Source organism: Microbacterium sp. LWH11-1.2 (assembly GCF_038397745.1).
Classification (GTDB): Bacteria; Actinomycetota; Actinomycetes; order Actinomycetales; family Microbacteriaceae; genus Microbacterium.
Map to the genome: position 1 here is coordinate 2,419,617 of NZ_CP151636.1, position 24,300 is coordinate 2,443,916.

General features: G+C 69.0%; 17 protein-coding genes. 6 read left to right on the forward strand and 11 right to left on the reverse strand.

Annotation, left to right across the window (positions count from 1 at the left end):
* Positions 1–13: 13 nt before the first annotated feature.
* The 6 genes from MRBLWH11_RS11700 to MRBLWH11_RS11725 all read right to left on the reverse strand — a co-directional run bounded on the left by MRBLWH11_RS11700 (position 14) and on the right by MRBLWH11_RS11725 (position 8,397).
* Complete coding sequence (locus MRBLWH11_RS11700; protein WP_341945002.1) at positions 14–919, reverse strand: serine hydrolase; 906 nt, start codon at positions 917–919, stop codon at positions 14–16.
* Positions 916–2,304: a serine hydrolase domain-containing protein gene (locus tag MRBLWH11_RS11705; RefSeq protein WP_341945003.1), complete on the reverse strand. Its 1,389-nt coding sequence runs from the start codon at positions 2,302–2,304 to the stop codon at positions 916–918. The genes MRBLWH11_RS11700 and MRBLWH11_RS11705 overlap by 4 nt, the downstream gene beginning before the upstream one ends.
* 148 nt (positions 2,305–2,452) lie before the next feature.
* On the reverse strand, positions 2,453–4,054 hold the full coding sequence (locus MRBLWH11_RS11710; protein WP_341945004.1) for an ABC transporter substrate-binding protein: 1,602 nt from the start codon (positions 4,052–4,054) through the stop codon (positions 2,453–2,455).
* Complete coding sequence (locus MRBLWH11_RS11715) at positions 4,051–5,439, reverse strand: serine hydrolase domain-containing protein (protein WP_341945005.1); 1,389 nt, start codon at positions 5,437–5,439, stop codon at positions 4,051–4,053. The genes MRBLWH11_RS11710 and MRBLWH11_RS11715 overlap by 4 nt, the downstream gene beginning before the upstream one ends.
* A 142-nt stretch (positions 5,440–5,581) precedes the next feature.
* Positions 5,582–6,910: a serine hydrolase domain-containing protein gene (locus MRBLWH11_RS11720; RefSeq protein ID WP_341945006.1), complete on the reverse strand. Its 1,329-nt coding sequence runs from the start codon at positions 6,908–6,910 to the stop codon at positions 5,582–5,584.
* Positions 6,910–8,397, reverse strand: coding sequence for an amidohydrolase family protein (locus MRBLWH11_RS11725; RefSeq protein ID WP_341945007.1), 1,488 nt, complete (start codon positions 8,395–8,397; stop codon positions 6,910–6,912). Before MRBLWH11_RS11725 ends, MRBLWH11_RS11720 begins: the two co-directional genes overlap by 1 nt.
* A gap of 199 nt (positions 8,398–8,596) precedes the next feature.
* Between MRBLWH11_RS11725 and MRBLWH11_RS11730 the strand changes: the two genes are divergently transcribed.
* From MRBLWH11_RS11730 to MRBLWH11_RS11745, 4 genes are all read left to right on the forward strand, one after another.
* The gene (locus tag MRBLWH11_RS11730) at positions 8,597–9,610 is read left to right on the forward strand and encodes a LacI family DNA-binding transcriptional regulator (RefSeq protein ID WP_116636457.1); all 1,014 of its coding nucleotides are present in this window, start codon (positions 8,597–8,599) and stop codon (positions 9,608–9,610) included.
* 157 nt (positions 9,611–9,767) lie between these two features.
* Complete coding sequence (gene mmsA / locus MRBLWH11_RS11735) at positions 9,768–11,288, forward strand: multiple monosaccharide ABC transporter ATP-binding protein (protein WP_279303218.1); 1,521 nt, start codon at positions 9,768–9,770, stop codon at positions 11,286–11,288.
* Positions 11,285–12,640, forward strand: coding sequence for a multiple monosaccharide ABC transporter permease (gene mmsB, locus MRBLWH11_RS11740; protein ID WP_116636455.1), 1,356 nt, complete (start codon positions 11,285–11,287; stop codon positions 12,638–12,640). Before mmsA ends, mmsB begins: the two co-directional genes overlap by 4 nt.
* A gap of 58 nt (positions 12,641–12,698) precedes the next feature.
* Complete coding sequence (locus tag MRBLWH11_RS11745) at positions 12,699–13,817, forward strand: sugar-binding protein (RefSeq protein ID WP_116636454.1); 1,119 nt, start codon at positions 12,699–12,701, stop codon at positions 13,815–13,817.
* Positions 13,818–13,912: 95 nt separating this feature from the next.
* On the opposite strand, the gene MRBLWH11_RS11750 is transcribed toward MRBLWH11_RS11745, so the two are convergent.
* From MRBLWH11_RS11750 to MRBLWH11_RS11765, 4 genes are all read right to left on the reverse strand, one after another.
* A complete protein-coding gene (locus MRBLWH11_RS11750; protein WP_341945008.1) occupies positions 13,913–15,514 on the reverse strand; it encodes a helix-turn-helix domain-containing protein in 1,602 nt (533 codons plus the stop codon).
* A 4-nt stretch (positions 15,515–15,518) separates the two neighbouring features.
* A complete protein-coding gene (locus MRBLWH11_RS11755) occupies positions 15,519–17,084 on the reverse strand; it encodes a serine hydrolase domain-containing protein (protein ID WP_341945009.1) in 1,566 nt (521 codons plus the stop codon).
* Positions 17,085–17,178: 94 nt separating this feature from the next.
* On the reverse strand, positions 17,179–18,480 hold the full coding sequence (locus MRBLWH11_RS11760; protein WP_341945010.1) for a DUF222 domain-containing protein: 1,302 nt from the start codon (positions 18,478–18,480) through the stop codon (positions 17,179–17,181).
* Between the two features lie 88 nt (positions 18,481–18,568).
* Positions 18,569–19,480, reverse strand: a complete 912-nt coding sequence (locus MRBLWH11_RS11765) for a spermine synthase (RefSeq protein WP_341945011.1) — start codon at positions 19,478–19,480, stop codon at positions 18,569–18,571.
* Positions 19,481–19,548: 68 nt separating this feature from the next.
* On the opposite strand from MRBLWH11_RS11765, the gene MRBLWH11_RS11770 reads away from it, so the two are divergent.
* A complete protein-coding gene (locus MRBLWH11_RS11770) occupies positions 19,549–21,360 on the forward strand; it encodes an ABC-F family ATP-binding cassette domain-containing protein (RefSeq protein WP_341945012.1) in 1,812 nt (603 codons plus the stop codon).
* A gap of 21 nt (positions 21,361–21,381) precedes the next feature.
* On the opposite strand, the gene MRBLWH11_RS11775 is transcribed toward MRBLWH11_RS11770, so the two are convergent.
* The gene (locus MRBLWH11_RS11775) at positions 21,382–22,416 is read right to left on the reverse strand and encodes an endonuclease/exonuclease/phosphatase family protein (RefSeq protein ID WP_341945013.1); all 1,035 of its coding nucleotides are present in this window, start codon (positions 22,414–22,416) and stop codon (positions 21,382–21,384) included.
* A gap of 118 nt (positions 22,417–22,534) precedes the next feature.
* On the opposite strand from MRBLWH11_RS11775, the gene MRBLWH11_RS11780 reads away from it, so the two are divergent.
* Entirely contained in the window at positions 22,535–24,286 is a 1,752-nt protein-coding gene (locus MRBLWH11_RS11780) for a Na+/H+ antiporter (protein ID WP_341945014.1), read from the forward strand.
* The last annotated feature ends 14 nt before the right edge of the window (positions 24,287–24,300 follow it).

A 24,300-nucleotide genomic window follows, 5' to 3' on the forward strand; every position in this document is an offset into this window, starting at 1 on the left:
GGGATCGGGTCTTTCAGAGGGTGAGCGAGCGGATGTGCTCGACGGCGACGCACGCGGCTCGGCCGATCGACGCGTCGACGGCAGGCAGGCGCTCGGCGAGCGAGTCGGCGCGGGTGAACACCGCGACCGCGTACTGCCGTCCGTCGGGATAGGTGACGACGCCGGCTTCGTTGCGCCACGCGGGGACCGTTCCGGTCTTCGCCGCGATCTTCACCTCGGAGGGGAAACCGGAGGAGAGCCGATGCGGCCAGATCTGCTGCGCCATGATCTCGCGGGCGGCGGCGGATGCCGCGGCGGGCGCTGCCGTGTCCGTCCACAGGGCGTTCAGCAGCGTCGTCACCTCGCGCGGCGTGGATGCCGACGTGCGTGCGGGCTCCAGGACGCCCAGGCTCCAGATCTGCTCGGGGGTCGCGCCGGCCAGCAGCTCGTCGAGATCGCTCCCCGGCGAGCCGCCGAGGTCGGCGATCACCGAGTCGAACAGCTCCTCGCAGCATCCGACGAGATGCGTGCCCTCGAGCCCGAGGTCGGTGATCACCTGCCGGACGGCCTCGGCGCCGACCCGGTGGTAGATGACGTCGGTCGCCGCGTTGTCGCTCATCGACATCATGTTGAGTGCCAGGTCGCGCCAGCTCGCCTCGACGTCGTCGGCGAACCCGGCGGTGCCGACCCCGCCGATCCGGTAGCGCGACGTCACGGTGGTGCGCCCGACGGGATCGAGCTCTCTCGACTCCACGGCCCGCACGTAGGCGGTGAGCACGAGGATCTTGAACACCGAGGCGAGCACGACCGGCTCATCGGCGCGCACGCTCACCTCCGGCCCGTCCACGACGCCGATCTCGGCGGCGTGGAGGAAGCCGACGGCGCCGGCCTGCGTGAAGATCTCGGCGATGTCCGTGGTCTCGACGGTCGGCGCGCTCATGCGTCGACCCGACGGTCGGCGCGACCCGTGTGCAGGTAGAGCGCGCGGCCGGACCCGTCGTCTCCGACGAAGGCGTGCGGCATGTGCATTCCCCGTTCGGGGACGGCGGGAACGAGGCTGTCGCCGTTCCACCCCACCAGCTCGACGGGCTCAGGCGCCGGGCCGAGCTCGGCGAAGATGCCCTTCATCGTCCGCTCGAGCCAGATCCGGCCTTCCTCGTCCTGTCGCACGACGGAGTCGGAGACCGAGGACGAGTACGTGCCGAGGATGCGCTCCAGGTCGACATCGACCGGCGAATCCGGCGGCACGGGGAGGGCGGGCATCGTGACGCCGGCGATCTCACCGAGGATCTTGGTCATCAGGGTCGCGTAGAGCGAGACGGGCGATCCGCCGTTGGTGAGGATCACGACGGCGACGCCGGTGCCAGGGACGATGCGGAGGAACGCGCTCTGGCCGATCGTGCCGCCGTCGTGCCCGACGACCGGGCCGCCCTCCCAGTCGAAGATCTCCCAGCCCAAGCCCCAGGCGTTGCCCATCAGGCCGAGGTCGGGGAGCTCCACCTGGCGCTCCTGCATGGCCCGGACGCTCTCCGCCGACAGCACCTGCGTGCCGTCGGGGCCCGTGCCGCCGTCGATGTGCATGCGGGCGAAGCCGAGGAGGTCACGTGCCGTCATCGCGAGCATCGATCCCGCCGGGGCGTTGGAGCGCACCAGACTCCAGACCGGAGCCGGCTCCGGCACATCGCTGCCTTCGACCGGGATGTGGCCGAGAGCCGCACGGAACATGATCGCCTGCGAGGCGTCGGTCGCGACGTGGGTGAGCTTCAGCGGTCCGGCCAGGTGCTCGTGGAGCGCACGGTCGAACGGCGTGTCCCTGAGCACCTCGATGATCCGGCCGAGCACCACGAACGCGGCGTTGTTGTAGGAGAAGCGCTCGCCGGGGGCGAAGAGCTGCGGTGCATCGGCGATCGCCGCGAGGTACTTCTCGACGCAGTCGTCGCCGACGCCGGTGTCGATGAAGAGGTCGCCCTCGAAGCCGCTCACGTGGCTGAGCAGCTGACGCGTCGTGATCGCGCTCGCGGCGGCGTCGTCGGCGATCGTGAACGCCGGGACGGTGTCGCGCACGGGTGCGTCGAGGTCGAGGAGTCCCTCGTCGACGAGCTGCATGATCAGGGTCGTGGTCCAGGTCTTGGTGATCGAGCCGATCTGGAAGACCGAGTCGACGTCGGCCTCGACGCCGGTGTTCTTGTTCAGGATTCCCGCGGCGGCGGTGAAGACCTCCCCGCCGGCGAGGATGCCGACGGATGCGGCGGGGACGTTGTCTGCGGCGATGAGCTCCGCGAGGTTCTCCTGCACCCAGGTGCCGATCTCGGACAGCGTGGACATGTGCGCTCCTCTGCAAGGAAGGGATCAGCGGCCGGGAGACCGTCGACGATGGGCCCGAGACTATGCGTCCCTCGGATTCGGGCGTTTGTTCGGGGGGACGAGACTTCGTGGTGTGTTCGTACGCAGCGACCAAAGCCGCGGAGCGTCCCTATTCGTACATCCGGATCGACGCCGGATCGATGCCGTCGTTCTCGACGAAGGTCGCCTTGTAGCCGTAGGTCCCGGTGAGCTGATCGGCGTAGGGCACGACGGTGGTCGAGGAGAGCAGCGCCTTCTCGGCGGTGTTCCAGTCGTCGCAGCCTGCCGCACCCGTCTTGTCGGATGCCGCCGTCACCGCGGCCGTGTACCCGGCGTCCTCGATCGACGCGAAGTTCGTCCCGTTCGGCGGTGTCGGCCCGGAGTAGAACGGGATGAGCATGTTCGGCAGCGAGACCGAGATCGGCACGGCGGAGACATCCCAGTCGCCGGTGGCGAAGAGGGTCTCGCTGATCGCGGGGATATCGCCGCCCTTCATGCTGAGGTCGACGCCGAGCTCCTTCCAGGTCGCCTGGATCAGCTCGGCCGCGGCGCTGCCCGCGTCGCCCTGCAACGAGGAGAACAGCAGGTGCAGCGCGAGCCGCTCGCCGTCCTTCTCGCGGATGCCGTCGGAGCCGACGACCCACCCGGCATCGTCGAGCGCATCGGCCGCAGCATCCGGGTCGGCCTTCGGCAGGAACCCGTCGACCAGATCGGCGCGGCACGGGTTCGGCGAGATGGTGACGAGACTCTTCGACGCGGTCCCCTCCCCGCCGGTGAGGATCTGGCGGAGCTGATCGAGATCGAGAGCCTGAACGAGCGCCTCGCGCACCGCCTGATCGGCCGTGGGGCGTCCCTCTGCCTGGTTGAAGATCACCTGCCCGGCGGCGACGGGAAGGTCGGTGCGGAACATCCCGGCATCGTCGAGGCGCCTCTTGTCCGGGCCCAGGACCACGGCGGCATTGGCTTCCCCGGCGAGGATCAGGTTGGTCGCGGTGGTCTCGTTCGGCACGATGCGGAACACGACCTTCTCCGGGAGTCCTGCCTGCTCCGGGTCCCAGTCGCCGGGTCCCCAGGTGAAGTCCTCGCGTCGGGTGAGCGTGTACTGGCTGTTCGGGATGATCTCGGTCATGGTGAACATCCCGGTCGCGCCCTCGCCCTTCGCGAGGGCGTCCGGATCGTCGAGCACGTCACCACACACGATGGCGATGCTGCCGACGTTCTCGAGCAGGAAGGCATCCGGACGCCCGCTTGAGACCGTGACGGTGCGTGCGTCGTCATCGCCGACGGCGACCGTCCCCGCCTGCACCTGCTGTCCGACCATGGGCGAGCCGTTCGCCTCATCGCCGATGTACGAGATGTTGGCGGCGACGTCGGTCGCGGTGAGCGATGTCCCGTCCTCGCACGTGAGTCCCTCGCGCAGAGTGAAGGTCGCCGATGTGGTGTCGGACTCCCACTTCTCGGCGAGACCGGCGACGATGCTGCCGTCGGTCTGCATCTCGATCAGCCGCGAGTAGAGGAACCGATCGATGTTCCGCGCGTACGACATCACGGTGACCAGCGGATCGAGGCTCCCCGGATCGGTGGGGATGATGCTGACGAACGTCCTGCCCTCGGCGAGCGCGCCCGTGCCGCCCTGATTCGACGCCCGCGGTCCCGCGCAGGAGGTGAGGACGAGAGCGGTGACGCCGGCGACGGCGACCATGACGGCGCGGGAACGCATCCGGGCGATCATGCGTCGACCCTCCGTCCGACCCGGCCGGTATGCAGATAGAGCGCTCGCCCGGTGCCGTCGTCGCCGACGAAGGCGTGGGGCACGTGCATACCGAGTTCGGGGACCCGAGCGATCAGGCTGTCGCCGCGCCAGCCGACGAGCTCGGTCGGCTCGGGCGCCGGGTCGAACTCCGCGAAGACGCCCTTCATGGTCCGTTCGAGCCAGATCCGACCGTCGTCGTCGAGGCGGACGGTCGAATCGGAGACCGAGGAGGAGTAGGTGCCGAGGATGCGGTCGAGATCGACGTCGACCGGAGCCTCGGAAGGCACCGGGAGCGGCGGCACCTCGACGCCTGCGACCGCGCCGAGGATCTTCGTCATGAGGGTCTGGTAGAGCGCGGCGGAGGCGCCGCCGTTGGTGAGGATCGCGACCGCGACCCCGCTGCCCGGGACGATCCGCAGGAACGCCGTCTGGCCGATCGTGCCCCCGTCGTGCCCGATCACCGGCCCGCCCGCCCAGTCGAAGATCTCCCAGCCGAGGCCCCAGGCGTCACCCATCAGGCCCAGCTCGGGAACATCCACCTGGCGCTCCTGCATCGCGCGGACGCTCGCAGCGGAGAGGATGCGGCTGCCGTCGGGCGCGAGCCCTTCATCGAGGTGCAGACGCGCGAAGCCCAGCAGGTCGCGCGGTGTCATCGCGAGCATCGCGCCGGCGGGCGCATTGGAGCGCACCAGGCTCCAGACGGGGGAGGGCACGGGCTCGCCGCCGTCTTCGGCGTCGACGTGACCGAGCGCCGCGCGGAACCGGATCGCCTGCGAGGCGTCGGTGGCGACATGCGTGAGGCCGAGCGGGTCGGCCAGGCGCTCGCGGAGGACGTGGTCGAACGGCTTGCCGCGCAGCACCTCGATGATGCGGCCGAGCACCACGAACGCGTCGTTGTTGTACGAGAAGCGCTCGCCGGGGGCGAACAGCTGCGGGGCATCGACGATCACGGCGAGATACGTCTCGACGCAGTCGTCGCCGACACCGGTGTCGAGGAAGCTGTCGCCCTCGAAGCCGGCGACATGAGACAGCAGCTGCCGGGTGGTGATGGTGCTCGCCGCCGCCTCGTCGGCGATGGCGAACGCGGGGAGGGTCTGGCGGACGGGGGCGTCGAGGTCGAGCAGCCCCTCGTCGACGAGCTGCATGATGAGGGTCGTCGTCCAGGTCTTGGTGATCGAGCCGATCTGGAAGAGGGAGTCGACGTCGGCCTCGACGCCGGTGTTCCTGTTCAGGATGCCGGCCGCCGCGGTGACGATCTCGCCGTCGGCGAGGATTCCCACGGAAGCGGCGGGGACCTGATCGGCGGTGATCAGGTCGGGGAGATTGTCGTGCAGCCAGGTGCCGATCTCGGACAGCGTGGACATGTGCGCTCCTGTTCAACGAGCGCCGTCGGTCGGGTGAGGACGGCGATGGGCCGAGACTATTCGCGACTCACGGCTCCACCCGTTGTGCGGAGGGACCACAGTTCCTCGTCCCGGCGTTGGCTCCGCACAATGCGGATCGGCATCAGCGCCGACGCACCGCGCGCAAGCCCAGGTGCAGCAGTTCGGGTCCGCCTTCCGAGGGATCCAGCGTGCGGCCGACGGCCTGACCGTCGTCGGTGATCAGCGCGCCGTCGGCGCGCACCCGAAGCCGCATCGGGGGACGGGGAGGGATACCGAGCGCAATGATCTGAGGCGAGAACACCATCGCGAAATCGAGCGCGTCGCCGACCCTGGTCACGTCGTAGTGCCACTGGCCGGCGTCGTAGGTGCCGGTCAGCTCGTCGAGCGTGTCGGGCGATCGGAGCTCCGTCCCGGCGGATGTCGTCGAGACGCCCCGCAGATGTTCGAAGCACCAGTCGACGATCCGCGAGCCCAGGGCTTTTCCGCCGCCGCTGTTGGTGAGCACCGTGATGGCGAGGTCATGGTCCGGCGCGAGAAGGAACTCGCTGATCTGGATGTCGGAGATGTTGCCGCCGTGCATGACGACTCGGGCGTCGCCGTGATGGGTGAGCAGCCAGGGGTGGCCGATGGCTTCGACAGGCGGTCCGGCGCTCAGCTGCGGCTGCTGCATACGCAGGCGGGTCTCCTCACCGACCGGTGCGGTGCCCTCGGTCTCGCCGCGCAGGTGAAAACGTGCGTAGCGGAGCTGGTCGCCGACGGAGGACACGATGCCGCCTTCGGCGTTCATGTCGCGGGTGATCCCCCAGAGGGGGAAGGGTGCCATCGTGCCGTCCTCGCCGGGCACGTGCCCGACGGCGTGCGGGCGGGTGATCACCTCCCACGGGAAGAAGAAGGTCTCCGTCATGCCGAGCGGATCGAGGACGATGCGCTGCACCGCCTCCTCGAAGGTCTGGCCGGTCACGACCTCGATGACCCGGCCGAGCAGACGCATCCCTGCGTTGCTGTAGGAGGCGATGGTGCCGGGGGAGAAGAACTGGGGGAGCGACCCGTACGTCGCGATGTTCCGCGCGAGCGCCTCGTCGCCCCACCCCGGCAGCTCGTCCGCATCGCCCAAGAATCCTCCGGAGTGCGTGAGGAGATGCCGGATGCGGAGGCTCTGCGCCGCGGTCTCGTCCGCGAGTCGCAGGTCCGGGAGCACGTCGATCACGTGGGTGTCGAGCTCGAGCAGCCCGTTCTCGATCAGGTGCATCGCAACCGTCCCGGTGAACGTCTTCGAGGTCGACCCGATCTGGAAGAGCGTGCTCTCCGTCACCGGGGCGCCGGTGTCGGCGGCGGCGACCCCGGTCGTCAGCACATGCTCCTGATCGCCGTCGACGATTCCGATCACCGCGCCGGGGACGCCGAGTTCCCGGGCGCTCTCGTCGAGCAGGGCCTGCAGTCCGTCCCCCATCAGGCTTCTCCTCGCACGGCCCGCCCGGGATATGCCGCGGTCAGCATATGACCGTCTTCGATCACGGCGTTCCCGTGCACCAGGAGGTGCCTGATCCCCTGGGATGGGCGCGTCGGGTCGAGATAGGTGGCCCGATCCGTGACGGTGACGGGATCGATCACGACCACGTCGGCGTCGGCGCCGATCCCCAGATGTCCCTTGCGGCGCATCGCGGGCGCCGTCTCATCGAGCACGCGGGCAGGGAGATAGGCGCAGCGGCGGAAGGCCTCGAGCCAGGTCCAGGCGCCGGACTCCCGCACCATGAGCCGGAGCGACTTGCTGAACGTGCCGGCGGTGCGCGGATGCGTCTGGCCGCCGGAAGGCAGGGGCCACTCCCGCTGCTCGCGCGCGGCGGGAACCCCATCCCGCGCGGCCCAGAACACCGGCATCGCGTCGCTGGCCACGATCGAATCGGGGAAGGCGAGCGAACGGTGCAGGTGCGCGCGATCGACGGGGTCCTCTTCATCGAGGAAGGTGACGATGCAGGCGGCTGCGGGGTCGGTCGCGCGGATCTCGCGGAGCTGCCGCTCGTCGGCGATGCGCTCGCCGGTCTCGACGAGCACCAGGGCCGACGGCGTGATCCCGAGGCCAGGAAGCTTCTCGGGCGCGAGGAAGAAGGCGCCGATCGCGGTGCTCCCCGCGCCGTACGGATATGCCTCGACGGTGACGCGCGAGCCCGCGGATCTGGTCGACTCGAATTGCGCCAGCACGCGATCGATGTGCCGCAGTGACGTGCTGTTCACATGGCAGTGGTGCATGGCCGCGCCCGTCTCGCCGGCGGCGCGCAGAAGCTCCTCGGTGCCGTCGATCGGGGTGTCGGGGTCCGCCTCGATCAGCTCGCGGACATGGGTGAAGGTCGGGGCGCCGGCGGACGCCGCGAGGCGGGCGACATCCAGATACTCGTCGGGGTCGGTCCGCGGGGCGTACCCCATGAGGACGCCGATGCCGAGCGCACCGCGCGTCAGCTCGTCCTCGAGCAGGCCCAGCCATCGGCGGCGCTCGGTCGGGCTCGATGTGCGCTGCCACTCCTGGTCGCCGAGGAGCTCCATCGAGGCGTGGATGTCCGGCTCGGGGAGCCGGTCGAGGTGCGCGTACGCACGGGCCTGCGCCCAGGATGCCGAGAAGCCGTAGTTGAGCGGTCGCCCCTCCGCCTCGGCGCGAGCGATCGCGTCGTCGACGGGCATGAGACCCGCCTCCAGGTCGAGCGCGGTGGTCACCCCGTCCATCGCCTGCAGGCGCTGGCCCGCGATCGAGTGCACGTGGCTGTGCAGGTCGACGAAGCCCGGGCCGACGATCAGGCCGCCGACGTCGATCACGACGGCATCCGTCGGAGCGACGAGGTCGAGACCGATCGCCGCCACGCGCCCGTCCGAGATCAGCACGTCCGCGATGCGATCCGTGTCGGTGCCAGGGTCGATGACGCGCCCGCCGCGCAACAGAGTGTCCACACGATCACCGTTCCATGCCGGCGCCGATCCATCCGGTGCGTCCGCACGAAACCCGCCTGCGAATCCGGTGCGATCCGACAACGCACGGAATGCTCCGGCGTCTGCGGACGCCCCCACCGGACCCGCGAAGATGCACTCGACCGGTCGGGGAGACATAATGAAGGGACGATGTGACCGTGCACATGCAAGGAGGCCTGCGATGTCCACCGCCTCCGAGCGTGCCCGGATGCCGAGCATCCGCGACGTCGCGCGTCTGGCGGGTGTCTCGCATCAGACCGTGTCCCGGGTGCTGAACGATCACCCGAGCATCCGCCCGGAGACGAAGGCCAAGGTCCTCGACGCGATCTCCGTGCTCGACTACCGCCCGAACCTCGCGGCGCGCGCCCTCGTGACCAGCAAGTCGAACATGCTGGGGATCCTCTCCGCGACGATCGGCGAGTTCGGTCCGACATCGTCGATCGCGAGCATCGAGGATGCCGCGCGGGAGGAGGGATACTCCGTCTCGACGCTGAACCTCGCCGACACGACGCCCGAGGCGATCGGCACGGCGGTGCGGCAGCTGGCGCGGGAGCAGGTCGACGGCATCGTCGTGCTCGCCCCGCAGGTGCGCGTCTTCCACGTCCTGCGCGGGATGTCGCTGGACATCCCCTTCGTCAACCTGCAGACGGCATCCGGCTCCGACGGCGTGAGTCTCTCCGCGGATCAGGTCGCCGGTGCGCGCGCGGCGACGGAGCACCTGATCGCCCTCGGCCACAGCGACATCCTGCACCTGGCAGGCCCGCAGGACTGGATCGAGGCGGAGTCCCGCATGCGCGGATACCTCGACGGGCTGCGGGAGGCGGATCTGCCCACGTTCCCGCCGATCCGCGGTGACTGGACGGCGGACTTCGGGTACTTCGCGGGGCAGGAGCTGTCGCGCCGCCGCGACTTCACGGCGGTGTTCGCCGCCAACGACCTGATGGCGATCGGTCTGATGCACGGATTCCGCGACGCCGGGGTCCGTGTGCCGCACGACGTGAGCGTGATCGGATTCGACGACATCCCCGTCGCAGCGCACGTCGCGCCCACGCTGAGCACGGTGCATCAGGACTTCCCGGAGCTCGGGCGGAGGGCCGTCCGCATCCTCCTGGCGCAGATCCGCAACGAGCAGGTGCCGGAGTTCGGCCCGCTCAAGACGCTCCTGCGTGCCCGCGAGTCGGCCGCATCACGGTAGCGACACGAATTCTGCACGCGGACTTGACAGCGGTCCCTCGTGCGGGGACGATGTAATCCAATGTGAACGGTCACATCGAAGGTGACCGCACGTCTGCAAGGAAAGATCCGTGAGCACCACAGCAACGTTGCCGACAGTGTCAGGCCCCATCCTCGAGATGCGCAGCATCACGAAGGAGTTCCCGGGGGTCAAGGCACTCGCCGACGTATCCATCACCGTGCGCGCCGCCGAGATCCACGCGATCTGCGGCGAGAACGGCGCCGGGAAGTCCACTCTCATGAAGGTGCTGTCGGGGGTCTACCCCTACGGGACGTACGAGGGCGAGATCCTGCTCTACGGCGAGGAGCAGCGCTTCAAGGACATCGTCGCCAGCGAGCAGGCCGGCATCGCGATCATCCACCAGGAGCTCGCGCTCATCCCCGAGCTCTCCGTCACCGAGAACATCTTCCTCGGCAACGAGATCCGCCGCTTCGGCCGCATCGACTGGCAGGCGCAGAAGCAGCGGGCCGCCGAGCTGCTCGCCCGCGTCGGGCTGAACGAAGACCCCGACGTGCAGATCAAGACGCTCGGCGTCGGCAAGCAGCAGCTCATCGAGATCGCGAAGGCGCTCAACAAGGACGTCAAGCTCCTCATCCTCGACGAGCCGACCGCCGCGCTGAACGAGAACGACTCGCAGCACCTGCTCGACCTGATCCTCGGTCTGAAGGCCAAGGGCATCGCGTCGATCATGATCAGCCACAAGCTCAACGAGATCGAGCAGATCGCCGATGAGATCACGATCATCCGCGATGGGCGCACGGTCGAGACGCTCGACATCTCGCGCGGGGAGATCAACGAGGACCGCATCATCCGCGGCATGGTCGGCCGGTCGCTGGAGAGCCGCTACCCCGACCGCACGCCCGACATCGGAGAGGTGTTCTTCGAGGTGAAGGACTGGTGGGTGCAGCATCCGACCGTCTCCGAGCGCATGGTCGTCAAGGGCTCGAACCTCAACGTCCGCCGCGGCGAGGTCGTCGGCATCGCCGGTCTCATGGGCGCCGGGCGCACCGAGTTCGCGATGAGCATCTTCGGCCGCTCGTACGGCACGTTCCTCTCGGGGACCATGATCAAGGACGGCCAGGAGGTGGTCCTGCCCGACGTCGCCTCCGCGATCAAGCACGGTCTCGCCTACGTGAGCGAGGATCGCAAGTCGCTGGGGCTGAACCTCCTCGACACCATCAAGCGGTCCGTCGTCGCCGCCAAGCTCTCGAAGATCTCCCGCAACGGAGTCGTCGACGCGCGCCAGGAGTTCTCGGTCGCCGACGACTACCGCAAGGCGCTGCGGATCAAGACACCTTCGGTCGAGGAGGGCGTCGGAAAGCTCTCGGGCGGCAATCAGCAGAAGGTCGTCCTGGCCAAGTGGATGTTCACGGATCCTGACCTGCTGATCCTCGACGAGCCCACCCGCGGCATCGACGTCGGAGCGAAGTACGAGATCTACGCGATCATCAACCAGCTCGCGGCGCAGGGCAAGGGCGTCATCGTCATCTCCAGCGAGCTGCCGGAGCTGCTGGGCATCTCCGACCGCATCTACACCGTCTTCGAAGGTCGGGTCACCGACTGCATCCCGGCCGATCAGGCGACACCCGAGGCCCTCATGCGCAGCATGACGTCCGCGACCCAGAAAGCATCCGCATGACCACCGAATCCACCCCCGCGAAGACCGGGTTCCACTTCAAGGACATCACCAAGATGTTCGGCGGCGGCGGAACGTCGACGCTGCGTCAGTTCGGCATCCTCGGCAGCCTGATCGTCATCATCGTGCTGTTCGAGATCCTGACCCTGCTGCGCAACGGTCCGAACGGTGCGACTCTCACCTCGGGCAACCTGATCAACGTCATCAACCAGTACTCGTTCATCCTGATCCTCGCGATCGGCATGGTGATGGTGATCATCATGGGGCACATCGACCTCTCGGTCGGCTCCGTGGCCGCGTTCACCGGCATCATCGTGGCGAAGTCGATGGCGGAGTGGAACCTCCCCTGGCCGCTCGCGATCCTCCTCGGCCTCGCCGTGGGAGCCGCCGTCGGCGCCTGGCAGGGATTCTGGGTCGCCTACGTCGGCGTACCGGCGTTCATCGTGACGCTGGCCGGCATGCTGTTCTTCCGCGGTGCGCAGCAGTGGATCGGCGATGCGCAGACCATCCCGGTCCCGAAGGGCTTCCAGATCATCGGAACGGGCTACCTGCCCGAGATCGGGCTTCCGCTGCCGTTCAACATCCCGACCATGCTGCTCGCGCTCGTCGCCGTCGCCTGGCTCGTGTTCTGGGAGATCCGCACCCGCCGCGTGCAGCGCAAGATGGGATCCGACCGCGCGCCCGTCTGGGTGAGCGTGACCAAGGTCGTGCTGCTCTCGGTCGTCGTCCTCGCCGCCGCCTGGATGTTCGCCACCGGCCGCCCGGGCACGAGCTTCCCGGTTCCGGGTCTCATCCTGCTCGCTCTCGTGATCGTGTACACCTTCATCACGAGCAACACCGTGTTCGGCCGCCACATCTACGCGGTCGGCGGCAACCGGCAGGCCGCCCGCCTGTCGGGTGTGAAGGACCGCTGGGTCGACTTCTTCGTGATGATGAACATGTCGATGCTGGCCGCCCTCGCCGGCATGATCTTCGTCGCCCGCTCGCAGGCGTCCGGTCCGAACGACGGAACCGGCTGGGAGCTCGACGCGATCGCCTCGGTCTTCATCGGCGGCGCGGCCGTCGCCGGCGGCATCGGCACCGTGATCGGCTCGATCATCGGTGGTCTCGTCATGGCGTTCCTCAACAACGGCCTCGCGCTGCTCGGCCAGGGTGCCGACGTCGTCTCGATGATCAAGGGCCTCGTGCTCCTCATCGCGGTCGGCATCGACGTCTGGAACAAGCAGCAGGGCCGCCCCTCGCTCATCGGCTTCATGACCCGCCGGTTCGGTCGCAAGGAAGACCCGGCGCTGCAGACCTTCGAGCCCAACAAGACCTACCAAGCCCCACCCGTCGACAAGACGAGCGGACAGTAGGGGTCGAATCGCGTTCGCACGCGTGAGACGACCTTCACACACCAGAGAAAGAGATCACATGAAGAAGATTCTTCTGTCGGCGACAGCGCTTGTCGTCGCGGGCGCCTTCGCCCTCACCGGCTGCTCCTCGGAGCGCGGCGGGGACACCGGTGGATCGGGGGAGGAGACCGCCAAGGGCTTCGACGCCGGTGCCACGATCGGTGTCGCCCTCCCGGACAAGACCTCGGAGAACTGGGTCCTCGCCGGTCAGCTGTTCACGGACGGTCTCGAGAAGGCCGGCTTCAAGGCAGACGTGCAGTACGCACCGGCCAGCAACACGGTCGCCGAGCAGCAGAACCAGATCCAGGCGATGGTCACCAACGGCGCCAAGGTCATCATCATCGGCGCGAAGGACGGCAAGCAGCTGGCCACGCAGGTGCAGGCGGCCAAGGACGCCGGCGCCACGGTCATCGCCTACGACCGTCTGATCGAGAACACCGAGGCCGTCGACTACTACGTCGCCTTCGACAACTTCAAGGTCGGTCAGCTCCAGGGCCAGGCTCTGCTCGACGGTCTCGCCGAGCGTGCCGGTCACGAGGCTCCGTACAACATCGAGCTGTTCTCCGGCTCGCCGGACGACGCGAACTCCGCGGTCTTCTTCGACGGCGCCATGGAGGTCCTGCAGCCGAAGATCGATGACGGCACGCTGAAGGTCGTCTCCGGCCAGACCGAGATCGCCCAGACGGCGACCGAGGGATGGCTCGCCGAGAACGCCCAGAACCGCATGGACACGCTCCTGACCGGTTCGTACAGCGGTGACACCGTCCTCGACGGCGTCCTCTCGCCGAACGACACGCTGGCTCGCGCCATCATCACCTCGGTGCAGCAGGCCGGCAAGCCGGTCCCGGTCGTCACGGGTCAGGACTCCGAGGTCGAGTCGGTCAAGTCGATCATGGAGGGCATCCAGTACTCCACGATCAACAAGGACACCACGCTCCTCGTCGAGCAGTCGATCAAGATGGTCGGCCAGCTGCAGAAGGGCGAAGAGGTCGACGTCAACGACACCGAGTCGTACGACAACGGCGCCAAGGTCGTCCCGGCGTACCTGCTCGAGCCGCTGATCGTCACGAAGGAGAACGCGGCCGAGGCGTACGCCAACGTCCCGAGCCTCCTCGAGATCGTGAAGTCGTACCAGTAAGACACCCGCCCTCTTCGAGGGCATCGCACGAGCCGTCCGGATCTCCTCCCTCGGGAGCGGTCCGGGCGGCTCGTCGCCGTTCGGGCGGACGGAGATCAGATCGCCGCGCCGTCGATCTCTCGCAGCCGGAGCTGCAGTGCGAGGACCAGACGGAGATCCGCATCGTCGATGTCGATGACCTCGGCGATGCGCCGGAGTCGGTGGCGCAGGGTGTTCGGGTGCAGCATCAGGAGCTCTGCGGCGCGCGCGACGTCGTGGTTCGCGCCGATCCAGCGGCTGAGGCTCTTGACGTAGTCGGTGCCGTTGGCCGCATCGTGCGCCAGGAGCGTCCGGAGCGGCTCGCCCGAGACGAGTTCGCTCTGACCGAGGCTCGAGTGGATCTCCATCAGGAGCAGTCCGGGTCCGAGGCGTTCGTGCAGGCCGATCTCGCCGTGTCCCGGCATGTGCGCGACCGCGCGCCAGGCCTGAGCAGCCTGTGCGGCGGCGGACGGGATGCCGGTGAGCCCGGGGAGCGTCGCGCTCACGCCGGCGCGCCATCCGCTGCCGATGCTCTCGTTCGCCCTCGCGATCACGGTGGCGATGATCGACTGCAGCACGGCCGTGTCGGCGGATGTGCCGGCGACGGCCATCGCGCGGCCGTCGAAGGCGCCGGCTGCCGCGGGGATGCGATACGCGGACAGTCCGGTGCGGAGCAGGTCGCCGACGTACGACGCTGCCGTGTGCATCGAGACACCGCGGCGAGTGGGACGGTGCTCCGCGATCCGGTCGACGACGATCACGGTCGTGGGTGACGACGGCTCGAGCCCGAAGTGCCCGGCGATGCTCGCGGTCGCCCCTGATCCGCGGATCAGCCAGCCGAGTCGCTCGCTGCGCTGACGCCGATCGGCATCCGCGACGAGGTTGAATCGCGCGAGCTGGGCGGCGGCGCGCTGCGCGGCCTCGGCGAGGACCTCCCCGGCGTCGGCCGAGAGCGGCGTCGATCCCTCGAGCACCCAGATGGTGCCGAGCGCCTCGCCGCGGTCGCGCACGGCGATCGCGAGGCGGGGGAGATCCTCCTCCGTCGGCAGGCTGCGCACCGCGGTCATCGAACGCAGCACGGCGGCGTACTCCTCGGCGTTGGACGGATGGTCGGGGACCCGGCGTCCGAGGATCCCGTCGCGGCGCAGTCCGTCGACCTCCTGGCCGGGGATCGTCGAATAGGCGAGCACGCGCATGGCGAGATCTTCGATCGTGACGGCCCCACCCGTACGCAGCGCGATGTCGTTCGCGAGTCGGAAGAGGTCGGTCGAGTGACGGCTGTCGGAATCCGAGACCGGTCCGGACATCGTCTTGATCGCATCGACGAGCGTGTACAGCCGTCCCCAGGTGACATCGGGGGACGATTCGAGCACGGCCACCCCGGTGCGCCTCGCCGCCTCACCCCACGCCGAGGCGTCGATCGCGCCGGTGCGCACCACCAGCGCCGCCGCGCCCGTCTCGGCCGCCCAGTCCATCAGCTCCGCGGACGGTCGCCCGGGAGCGAGCACGATCGCATCGCCGGCGTGCGGGTCGGTCGAGTCCGGATCGAGGATCAGCGGATGCCCCGCGCTCCGGTCGCGTCCCTTCGGCAGCGCCACGGCACGGAGCACGGTGGAGCCGAGGGTGTCGAGAAGGGTGCCCAGCGTCGTGGACGACTCGGCGGCGTGCTCAACGGTCATGATCTCAGGATGCCGTGTCGAGCCCGCGCGGGACGCCGACGAGCGCCGTTCCCTCCGGTTGCCGTACGAATCGCAACCCGTCCACGCCGAAGATCCCGAGTCGCAGATCGTCTCCGTCGCGGCGCACCGACGCCGGACCGACCAGGAACGTTCCATCCGGCCCCGCCTCGACTTCGCCGGCGATGTCGAGGCCGAGGCGGAACCTGCCGTCCGGCTCGATGAGCACGAGCGTGCCGAGCTCCGGGCTGAGATATGTCCCCGCCGGTGGGGGCGTTGACGCGTCGGGGGCGGCGCAGCGTTCGAACGTCAGATCCCGCCCCGGCCGCATGTGGACCCGAAGCACGAGGCGGTCGCCGTCGATCAGCAGCTGCAGTCCCTCATCCCGGTCCTCGCCGTACCAGCATCCGTCTTCGGCGAGTGTGAAGCGCCCGCTCTGGAACCCCGAGAGGGTGAGCGTCCCGTCGAGACGAGCCTCGGTCCGCATGGATTCGTCCGCGCCCGGCATGATCCACCATCCCGCCGCCGCGCGGGCCGACTCAGTGCCGTGGGCCGGTGCCGGGACAGGTGCTTCCGGGACACCGACCGCGAGCCGCGCGACCGCGTTCGCGATGACGGTGGCCCGCACGGCGGAGTGGTTCGCCAGCACGACGACGCCGAGGTCGTGGTCGGGCAGGTAGCAGAGGTGCGAGCGGTAGCCGGCCACGGCGCCCGCGTGACCGATCGTGCTCTCGCCGCCGAGGTCCGCATGGTAGATGCCGTAGGCGTAGGGCCCGGCGCTCCCGTCCGGGAAGACGGGGGTGCTGTCGACCAGCGTGTCGCGGATGTCTTCGCCGAGGACGTCTCCGTCGCGCAGGAAGCGGAGCCAGGGACCGAGCTCGCTCAGGCTGGTCACGAGACCACCGTCCCCGACGGCGCATTCCTCGCTGTCGGCACGGAGCACACGGTCATCGATCGATTCGTAGCCGTAGGCGAACCCGGGGAGGACGGCACGGCTGTCCTCGCGAAAGAGCGTGCGGTGCATGCCGAGAGGCCGGAAGATCCGCTCGGCGGCGAACTCGCCGAGGGTGCGCCCGGTGACGCGGTGCACCAGTGATGCCGCGAGAACGTACCCCGTGTTGGAGTAGCGGAACGCCGCGCCAGGGGGGAAGTCGAGCGTCGAGAGGCCGGAGACGAACTCCAATGTCTGATCCTGGGTGATCCGGGTCAGGCTCCGACCGGCGACGGCGGCGAGGGCCAGCCATTCGCGCAGCCCACCGGTGTGCTGCAGGCATTGCGCGATCGTCACGGGGGTCTCGAGGCGCAGCTCGGGCAGGTGCGCGCGGATGTCGTCGTCGAGGCTGACGAGACCGTCTCGGGCCAGGAGCAGGACCGCGGTGGCCGCGAACTGCTTGCTCATCGAGGCGATGTCGAAGCGGGTGTGCTCGTCGATCGGCACGCCGAACTCGACCGAGGCCAGTCCTGCCGTGAACTGGCTCACCAGCACTCCGCCGCGGTAGACGCCCACCGCCAGTCCCGGGCCGGTGGGCGCTGCGTAGCGGGAGACGAGGCGGGCGACGGCGTCGGTGTCCATGTTCGAATTCTTCCGATGCGCACTCGAGGCCGGCTTGTCCTCGCGGGCAAAGTGTGCGGCCCGGGTTTGGTCTCCGCGACACCGGCTCGTGTGCTCAGAACGGTGCGGGTGCGCCCGCGCTGTCGTCGAATGCCGTGCTCTCGGTGAAGGTGACGGTGTTCTGCGCGGGGGGCTCATCCGTATAGACGCGGCCGGTCGGACTCGTCCACTCGAGAACTCCACCCGCCTTCTGACTTACGTGCCACGGCGAATGGTGCTTCAGCATGTGATGCCGTCGACAGAACGCCGCGAGGTTCTCGTGGGAGGTGGCTCCACCCGCGGCCGCTGCGACGTTGTGATCGACGTCGCATTTTCGCGCGGCCAGACCGCAGGTCGGAAAACGACATCGCTGGTCTCGGGCTCGAAGATGCCGCCGGAGCCGCTCGCTGGGACGATACCGGTCGACCGAGAGCATCGCGCCGCTGGTCGGATGGGTGAAGACGCGATCCCACCCCGCTGCGGTCGCGGCGAAGAAGCGGGCGGTCCAGGAATCGAGCGGCATCGTGCCGTCCAACTCGGCCGGTGGGGAGCACGGCCCCGCCGAGGAGGTCGTTTCGCCGTTCATCAGGGACGATGCGGGCACGGTTACCTCGACCCGCGCGTGGATCGCGCCGAGCAGCCCGTCTTCGGTGTCGTGTGCGGTCGGCGCGCCGGTGAGGACGAGGTCGGCGAGCAGATCGGCACGCAGCTGATCGATCGTGCGTTCGTCGCGGACGCCGTCTGCCTTCTTCGCCGCTCTCGCGTTCTCTTCTTTGAGGGCGTGCGCCATCTGTGAGAGGCGGTCGAACATGCCGTGAACGAGGGTCGCGGGGCCGTGCATGCCCAGCTCGGCCATGCCGTCTTCGCCGTCCTTCATCCAGACCCGCCGCTTCTCGCGGGCGGTGCGATGCCGCTCGGTCACCGTGCGCTTCTGATACTTCTCCGCGAGCCGCCGAGCGATGCGGCGCAAGCGGTTCGGCGACTCGACAGCCGCGGCCGCGAGGGCCTCCGCGGCGTAGGCCGCGCGATCCGCCTCGTCGTCGAGATGCGCACCCGCGTCGACGATCACGCGCGAGTGCGCCGCGTTGATCCGCCCCTCACCCTGCGCCTGCCAGACCGACGGGAAGCGGTCCACCAACCAGGAGGCATCGGACATGCGGCGCTCGACCGTGCGGTCGCTCACGCGCTGCACGGCGCCGATCTCGGCGGCGACGGACCGGATCGTCATGTCACCGCCATCGGGGTGGTCCGCCTGCTGCGCGATGTCGACGGCGAGGCGGCCGGCCAGCGCCAGCAAACCGTCGCGTGCGGCCTGCATGCTGCTCAGCGTCGCCTCAGCGGCAGCCAACGACGCGACCAGATCGGCGAGTGTCGCCATCTGAGAGTCTGTCGCATCGACCATCGCTTCCATGACTTCAGTACATCACCGGCCACCGACATTCGAAGATATGTTCGCCGTCGGCCACCTAGTCCCAGATGGGATCGTCGGGGTCGGGGGAGTCCGTGCCGTCGGCGTCGGTCATGATGCGCGCCTCAGCGATCCATGACGTCAGCCGATCGTCGTGGAGCATGTGCGGTCGCGGCGTGCCGAGAAGATCGGGGTTCGTCACGATGTCCAGTGGCTCATCGCTCGCGAAGACGACGACGTTGCTGAGCGGTCCTTCATCGTCGTCCGGTTCTGCGTCGAGAACGACGGCGACGTGCTCGAATACCGTGCTCAGGGTGGCCGCCTGTCGCCGTGAGTACTCGAAAGGATGCCCATCGAGCAGGTTGACCGCAACGACACCGTCGGTCGCGGAGCGTGCGGCGACCCGGCGGTAGAACTCCTGGCTGGCCACATGGTGTCGGATGACGGCGGCATCCCAGAGATCGACGACGGTGAAGCGCGCATCCACCCAATCGGTGTCGACGGCGGTGGCGCCCGTCGGTGCGGCGCCGAGCGCGGGGGACGGGGATCGCCCCTCGCCGGGGAGCTCCGCGTCTGCGATCGCTCGCGCATCGCCGAAGATGACTCGCAGGTCGGCACCGGCGGGAAGAGGCAGCGCGGCGATCACCGCTGCATAGAGAGCCGGCTCGAACTCGACCACGAGTTGAGGCGACCCGGCACGGGTGGCCTCGACGTAGCGTGCCAGCGTGAGCGCTCCGGCCCCCAGATGCACGGTGAACAACGGCTCGCCCGGGTCGGCCGCGGCATCGATCGCTCTGGCGATGTGCTGGATGTAGGCGTATTCGAGGGCGGTGGGCTCGGTCATCGAGACGACGGACTGCGGAATCCCATCGACGCTGAGCTCGTAGCGACCGGGGCGCCTCTTCGACTGCATCAGCTTCGCCTTGCGATTGTCGAGCGAGAGCGAGAACACCCGGTGTTTCCTTGGCACCCGTCGATCTTAGGCCGGGCGAGACCGGGGACGTTGCGCCCAGCGCACGCGAGTACCCTTGAGAGGACATGGCACATCTTCTCGGGGCCGAAGGCCTCCACCTCGAATATCCGACCAGGGTCGTCTTCGACTCCGTGACCCTCGGCATCGAGGAGGGTGACCGCATCGGCATCGTCGGGCGCAACGGCGACGGCAAGTCGAGCCTCCTCGGCATGCTGGCCGGCACGAAGCAGCCGAGCGCAGGACGCGTCACCGTGCGCGGCGGCATCCGCATCGGCGTCCTCGACCAGGCCGACACGCTCGCCGATGACGTCACGATCAGCCAGGCCGTCGTCGGCGACATGCCGGAGTACGAGTGGGCCGGCGACTCCCGTGTCCGCGACGTCATCGAGGGGCTCCTGAAGGACCTCCCGTGGGATGCCGAGATCGGCTCGCTCAGCGGCGGTCAGCGGCGCCGTGTGTCGCTCGCGAAGCTGCTCGCGGGGGACTGGGACGTCATCGCCCTCGACGAGCCCACCAACCACCTCGATGTCGAGGCGATCACCTGGCTCGCCGGACACCTGAAGAAGCGGTGGACCGCGAACTCCGGCGCCCTCATGGTCGTCACCCACGATCGGTGGTTCCTCGACGAGATCTGCACCGAGACGTGGGAGGTGCACGATCGCATCGTCGAGCCCTTCGAAGGCGGATACGCCGCGTACATCCTGCAGCGCGTCGAGCGCGACCGGATGAACGCCACGATCGAGGCGAAGCGCCAGAACCTCGCACGCAAGGAGCTCGCGTGGCTCCGCCGCGGTGCGCCCGCGCGCACCGCCAAGCCCAAGTTCCGCATCGACGCGGCCAACGAGCTCATCGCCGACGTGCCCGAGATCCGCGACAAGGTCTCCCTGCAGTCGCTCGCCGTCTCCCGGCTCGGCAAAGATGTCGTCGACCTGCTCGACGTCGGGGTGACCTACCCGAAGACGGACGGCGGCACGCGTGAGGTGCTGCGCGATGTCGAATGGCGCATCGCGCCGGGGGAGCGCACCGGCATCCTCGGCGTCAACGGCGCCGGCAAGTCCACGCTCCTGGGCCTCATCGCGGGCACCGTCGAGCCGACCGTCGGCCGCGTCAAGCGCGGCTCGACCGTGATCGTCAAGACGCTCACGCAGCGCCTCGACGAGCTGGAGGACGTGCGCCGCGAGCCGGTCCGCGTCGTGATCTCCCGCCTGCGCACCTCGTACACGCTCGGTTCGGGCTCGAAGGCGCAGGATCTCACGCCCGGTCAGCTGCTCGAGCGGCTCGGGTTCGACTCCGCCCAGCTGTCGACGCCGGTGAAGGATCTCTCCGGCGGGCAGCAGCGCCGGCTGCAGCTCCTCCTGGTGCTCCTCGACCAGCCCAACGTGCTGATCCTCGACGAGCCCACCAACGACCTCGACACCGACATGCTCGCCGCGATCGAGGACCTCCTCGACTCGTGGTCGGGCACTCTCCTCGTCGTGAGCCACGACCGGTACTTCCTGGAGCGCGTCACCGACCAGCAGTACGCGATCCTCGACGGCCACCTCCGTCACCTGCCGGGGGGAGTGGACGAGTACCTGCGGCTGCGACAGCTGCAGGATGCTGCGCCGAGCAAGTCGCAGACGGCGACGAACACGGCGAAGAAGGCATCCGCCTTGGACGGCGCAGCCCTCCGCACGGCTCAGAAGGAGATCTCCGCGCTGGAGCGCCGCATCGAGAAGCTCACGCAGCAGATCAACAAGGCGAAGAACGCGCTGGCCGAGCACGATCAGTCCGACTACGCCGGCATCGCCGACAAGATGAAGGCGATCGGCGAGACGCAGGCCGAGATCGAGGAGCTGGAGCTGCGCTGGTTCGAGCTGTCGGAGGAGCTGGCCTGACCGGAGCTGCCGGGAAGCGGTTCATCGCCGCGCGATCACGGCGACGATCGGCCGGTGATCGCTCCCGGCTGCATCCGTGATCACGGATGCCGTGCGCACCTCCCACGCTTCACCGACCAGCACGTGATCGATGGGCGAGGCGAGCCACGGCGGCGCGGACGCCGGCCACGTGCCGACCGCGGAGGCGCCTGTCTCGAGCGCGGCATCCCGGCAGCCGTCGAGCACGCTGCCGAGGTGGTCGACCGTCGCGTTCAGGTCGCCGGCGATGATGACATCCGGGTCGGTGCAGCGATCGGAGACCCAGTCGAGCCCCGCGTCCCAGTCGTCGAACATGCCGGGCAGCGGCGGCAGCGGATGTGCGGCGACGATGCGGGGACCGGTGCCGTCGACGGGCTCCCACACGGCGCTCGGAAGGTTCGGGGTGGAACCCGCGCCCTCGTCGATCCGATAGTCGCCCAGATCGGCCGAGAGCAGGAGGGAGGTGGGGATGTCCGCATCGCCCTCGGGGCCGCGGGTCGTGTCAGCGGTCATGGGCTTGCCGTCGACGGCCACGAGCCGGGCGATCTCCGCCACCGCCGCCTCGTCGGTCTCGGGCAGGCTCACGATGTCGGCATCCGTCTCGATGACGAGCCGGGCGATCGACTGCGGCGTCGCCGCCCCGCCGAGTGTGTTCCACGCGACGACCGTCAGCTCGCCCGAGCCCGAGCCCGAGCTTGCGGTCGCACCGCCGCCCCTCGCGAGCAGCGCACCGGCGTTGGCCGCCGACGATGCGAGGAGCAGCACCGCCAGCGCCGCGGCGATCGACCAGCGTCGTCGCGCGCGTGCGACGACGGCGAAGACGATCCCTGTGATGAGCAGAGCGATCGCGAGACCCGCGCGGAGGGCGATCAGCTGCGCGATTCCCGGGAGCCGCTCGGCCGCAAGGGCCTGAGGCCACGAGAGCAGCAGGGCGATCGGGGCGCCGAGCAGCGCCGTCAGCACGAAACCGGGTCGCACGCCTCGTCTGCCGGCCGTTCGGTCGGGGAGATCCTGGTCCTGCGCGCTCGCCGTCGTCATCCGTTGCTCCTCGTTCCCGCGGGGTTTCCGGCTCAGTCTCGTCGACGAAGGTCGAGAGAACCTGACCGTCGGCGCGTGATGAGGAATATCCTTCTCCCACAGGTGTTGGGAGGTAGTGATGGAAGGCCTCGAAGTAACCGTCCTACTCGGACTCACGATTCTTGTCGGAACCCTGATCGCACCGCGTGTGCGCCTCGCACTGCCCCTCGTCCTCGTCATCTTCGGGCTGCTGCTCGGCTTCGTGCCGCAGCTGCGCGAGGTGCAGCTGCCGCCGGAGACGGTGCTGCTGCTGTTCCTGCCCGTGATCCTGTTCTGGGAGAGTCTGACGACCTCGCTGCGCTCGATCCGCCGCGACTTCCGGTACATCCTGCCGATGAGCACGGTTCTCGTCGTGGCATCCGCTTTTGCCGTCGCCGGCATCGCCGTGCTGTTCGGCATGCCGTGGGAGATCGCGCTGATCCTCGGTGCGGCCGTCGCGCCGCCGGACGCCACGGCCGTCGCCGCCCTCGGACGGCTGCTGCCGCGACGTTCGTTCATGAAGCTGAAGGCGGAGAGCCTCACCAACGACGGCACGGCTCTCGTGCTCTACGCCATCGCGGTGTCGGTCGCGCTCGGCGGGCAGATCACCCCGCTCTCGGTCACCTGGGACGTGCTGGTCTCGTACATCGGCGGCGTCGCGGCCGGAGCCGCCGTCGCAGCTCTCGGCTATCTGCTGCTGAGCCGTACGACGTCGACCATCGTGATCAACGTCACCCTGCTGCTGATCCCGTTCTCGGCGTTCCTCGTCGCGGAGATCGTGCATGCTTCCGGGGTGCTCGCGGTCGTCGTGGCGGGTCTCATCGTCGCCTACATCTCGCCACGCGTGACGACGGCGTCGTCGCGACGGCAGGCGGATGCCGCGTGGCCGTTCGGCGTCTTCCTCCTCAACGGCGCGCTCTTCGTGCTCATCGGTCTCGAGGTCCAGTACGTCGTCCACGAGATCTCGGCTGCGGCGATCGGACGGCTCGTGCTCATCACGCTCTCCGTGTGGGTCACGCTGCTGGTCGTGCGATACCTGTTCCAGCTGATGAACGTCCCGTTCCAACGTCGCCCGGCGACCCCGCTTCCCCGGGGGATGCGGTCGCGGGCGCGTGCGGTCTCCACGGTCGCGGGGATGCGGGGAGCGGTCTCGCTCGCCATCGCCCTCTCCGTGCCCGCCGGGATCAGCGAAGGCGGCGCGGTCGCGGGGCGCGACGAGATCGTCTTCGTCACCGCGGGCGTCATCCTGCTGAGCCTCCTCGTGCAGGCGCCGCTTCTGCCGATGATCGTGCGCTGGGCGAAGTTTCCCGTCGACCATGCCGAGGACGAGGAGTACGAGCTCGCGGAGCGGGCGATCTCCGGTGCGGCACTCGCCGCTCTCGACGACCTCGCGGCCGAGCATGGAGTGGGTCAGGAGGTCCGCGACCGGGTGCGAGCCGAGGGCTACCAGATGCTGGAGTTCGAGAACGCGCGCTCCCTGGCTCGCGAGCAGGCTCTCGTGGACGCCGAGGCGGAGGCGCTCGACGACCTCCTCGACGAGCCCGATCCGCTGGGCATCGGCGGGACGGATGCCGACGATGCGACGCCGCTCGGCGTCGCGGGGACGGATGCCACCGACGGCACGGTGCTGCAGATGATCGCCACCTCGGCCGACGTCGACCTCGCCCAGCGCTCGCCGCTCATCCGCCATGAGGAGCACACGCGGCTCAAGCTCGCCCTCCTCGACCGCAAGCGCGAGGTGCTGCTGGGGCTCCGCGGTGCCGGCACCGTCGACGACATCGTCGTGCGACGGATCTCGGCGCGGCTCGACCTGGAACAGGTGCGCCTGCAGGGCATCGAAGAGTTCGACTGAGCGGCATCCGCTCA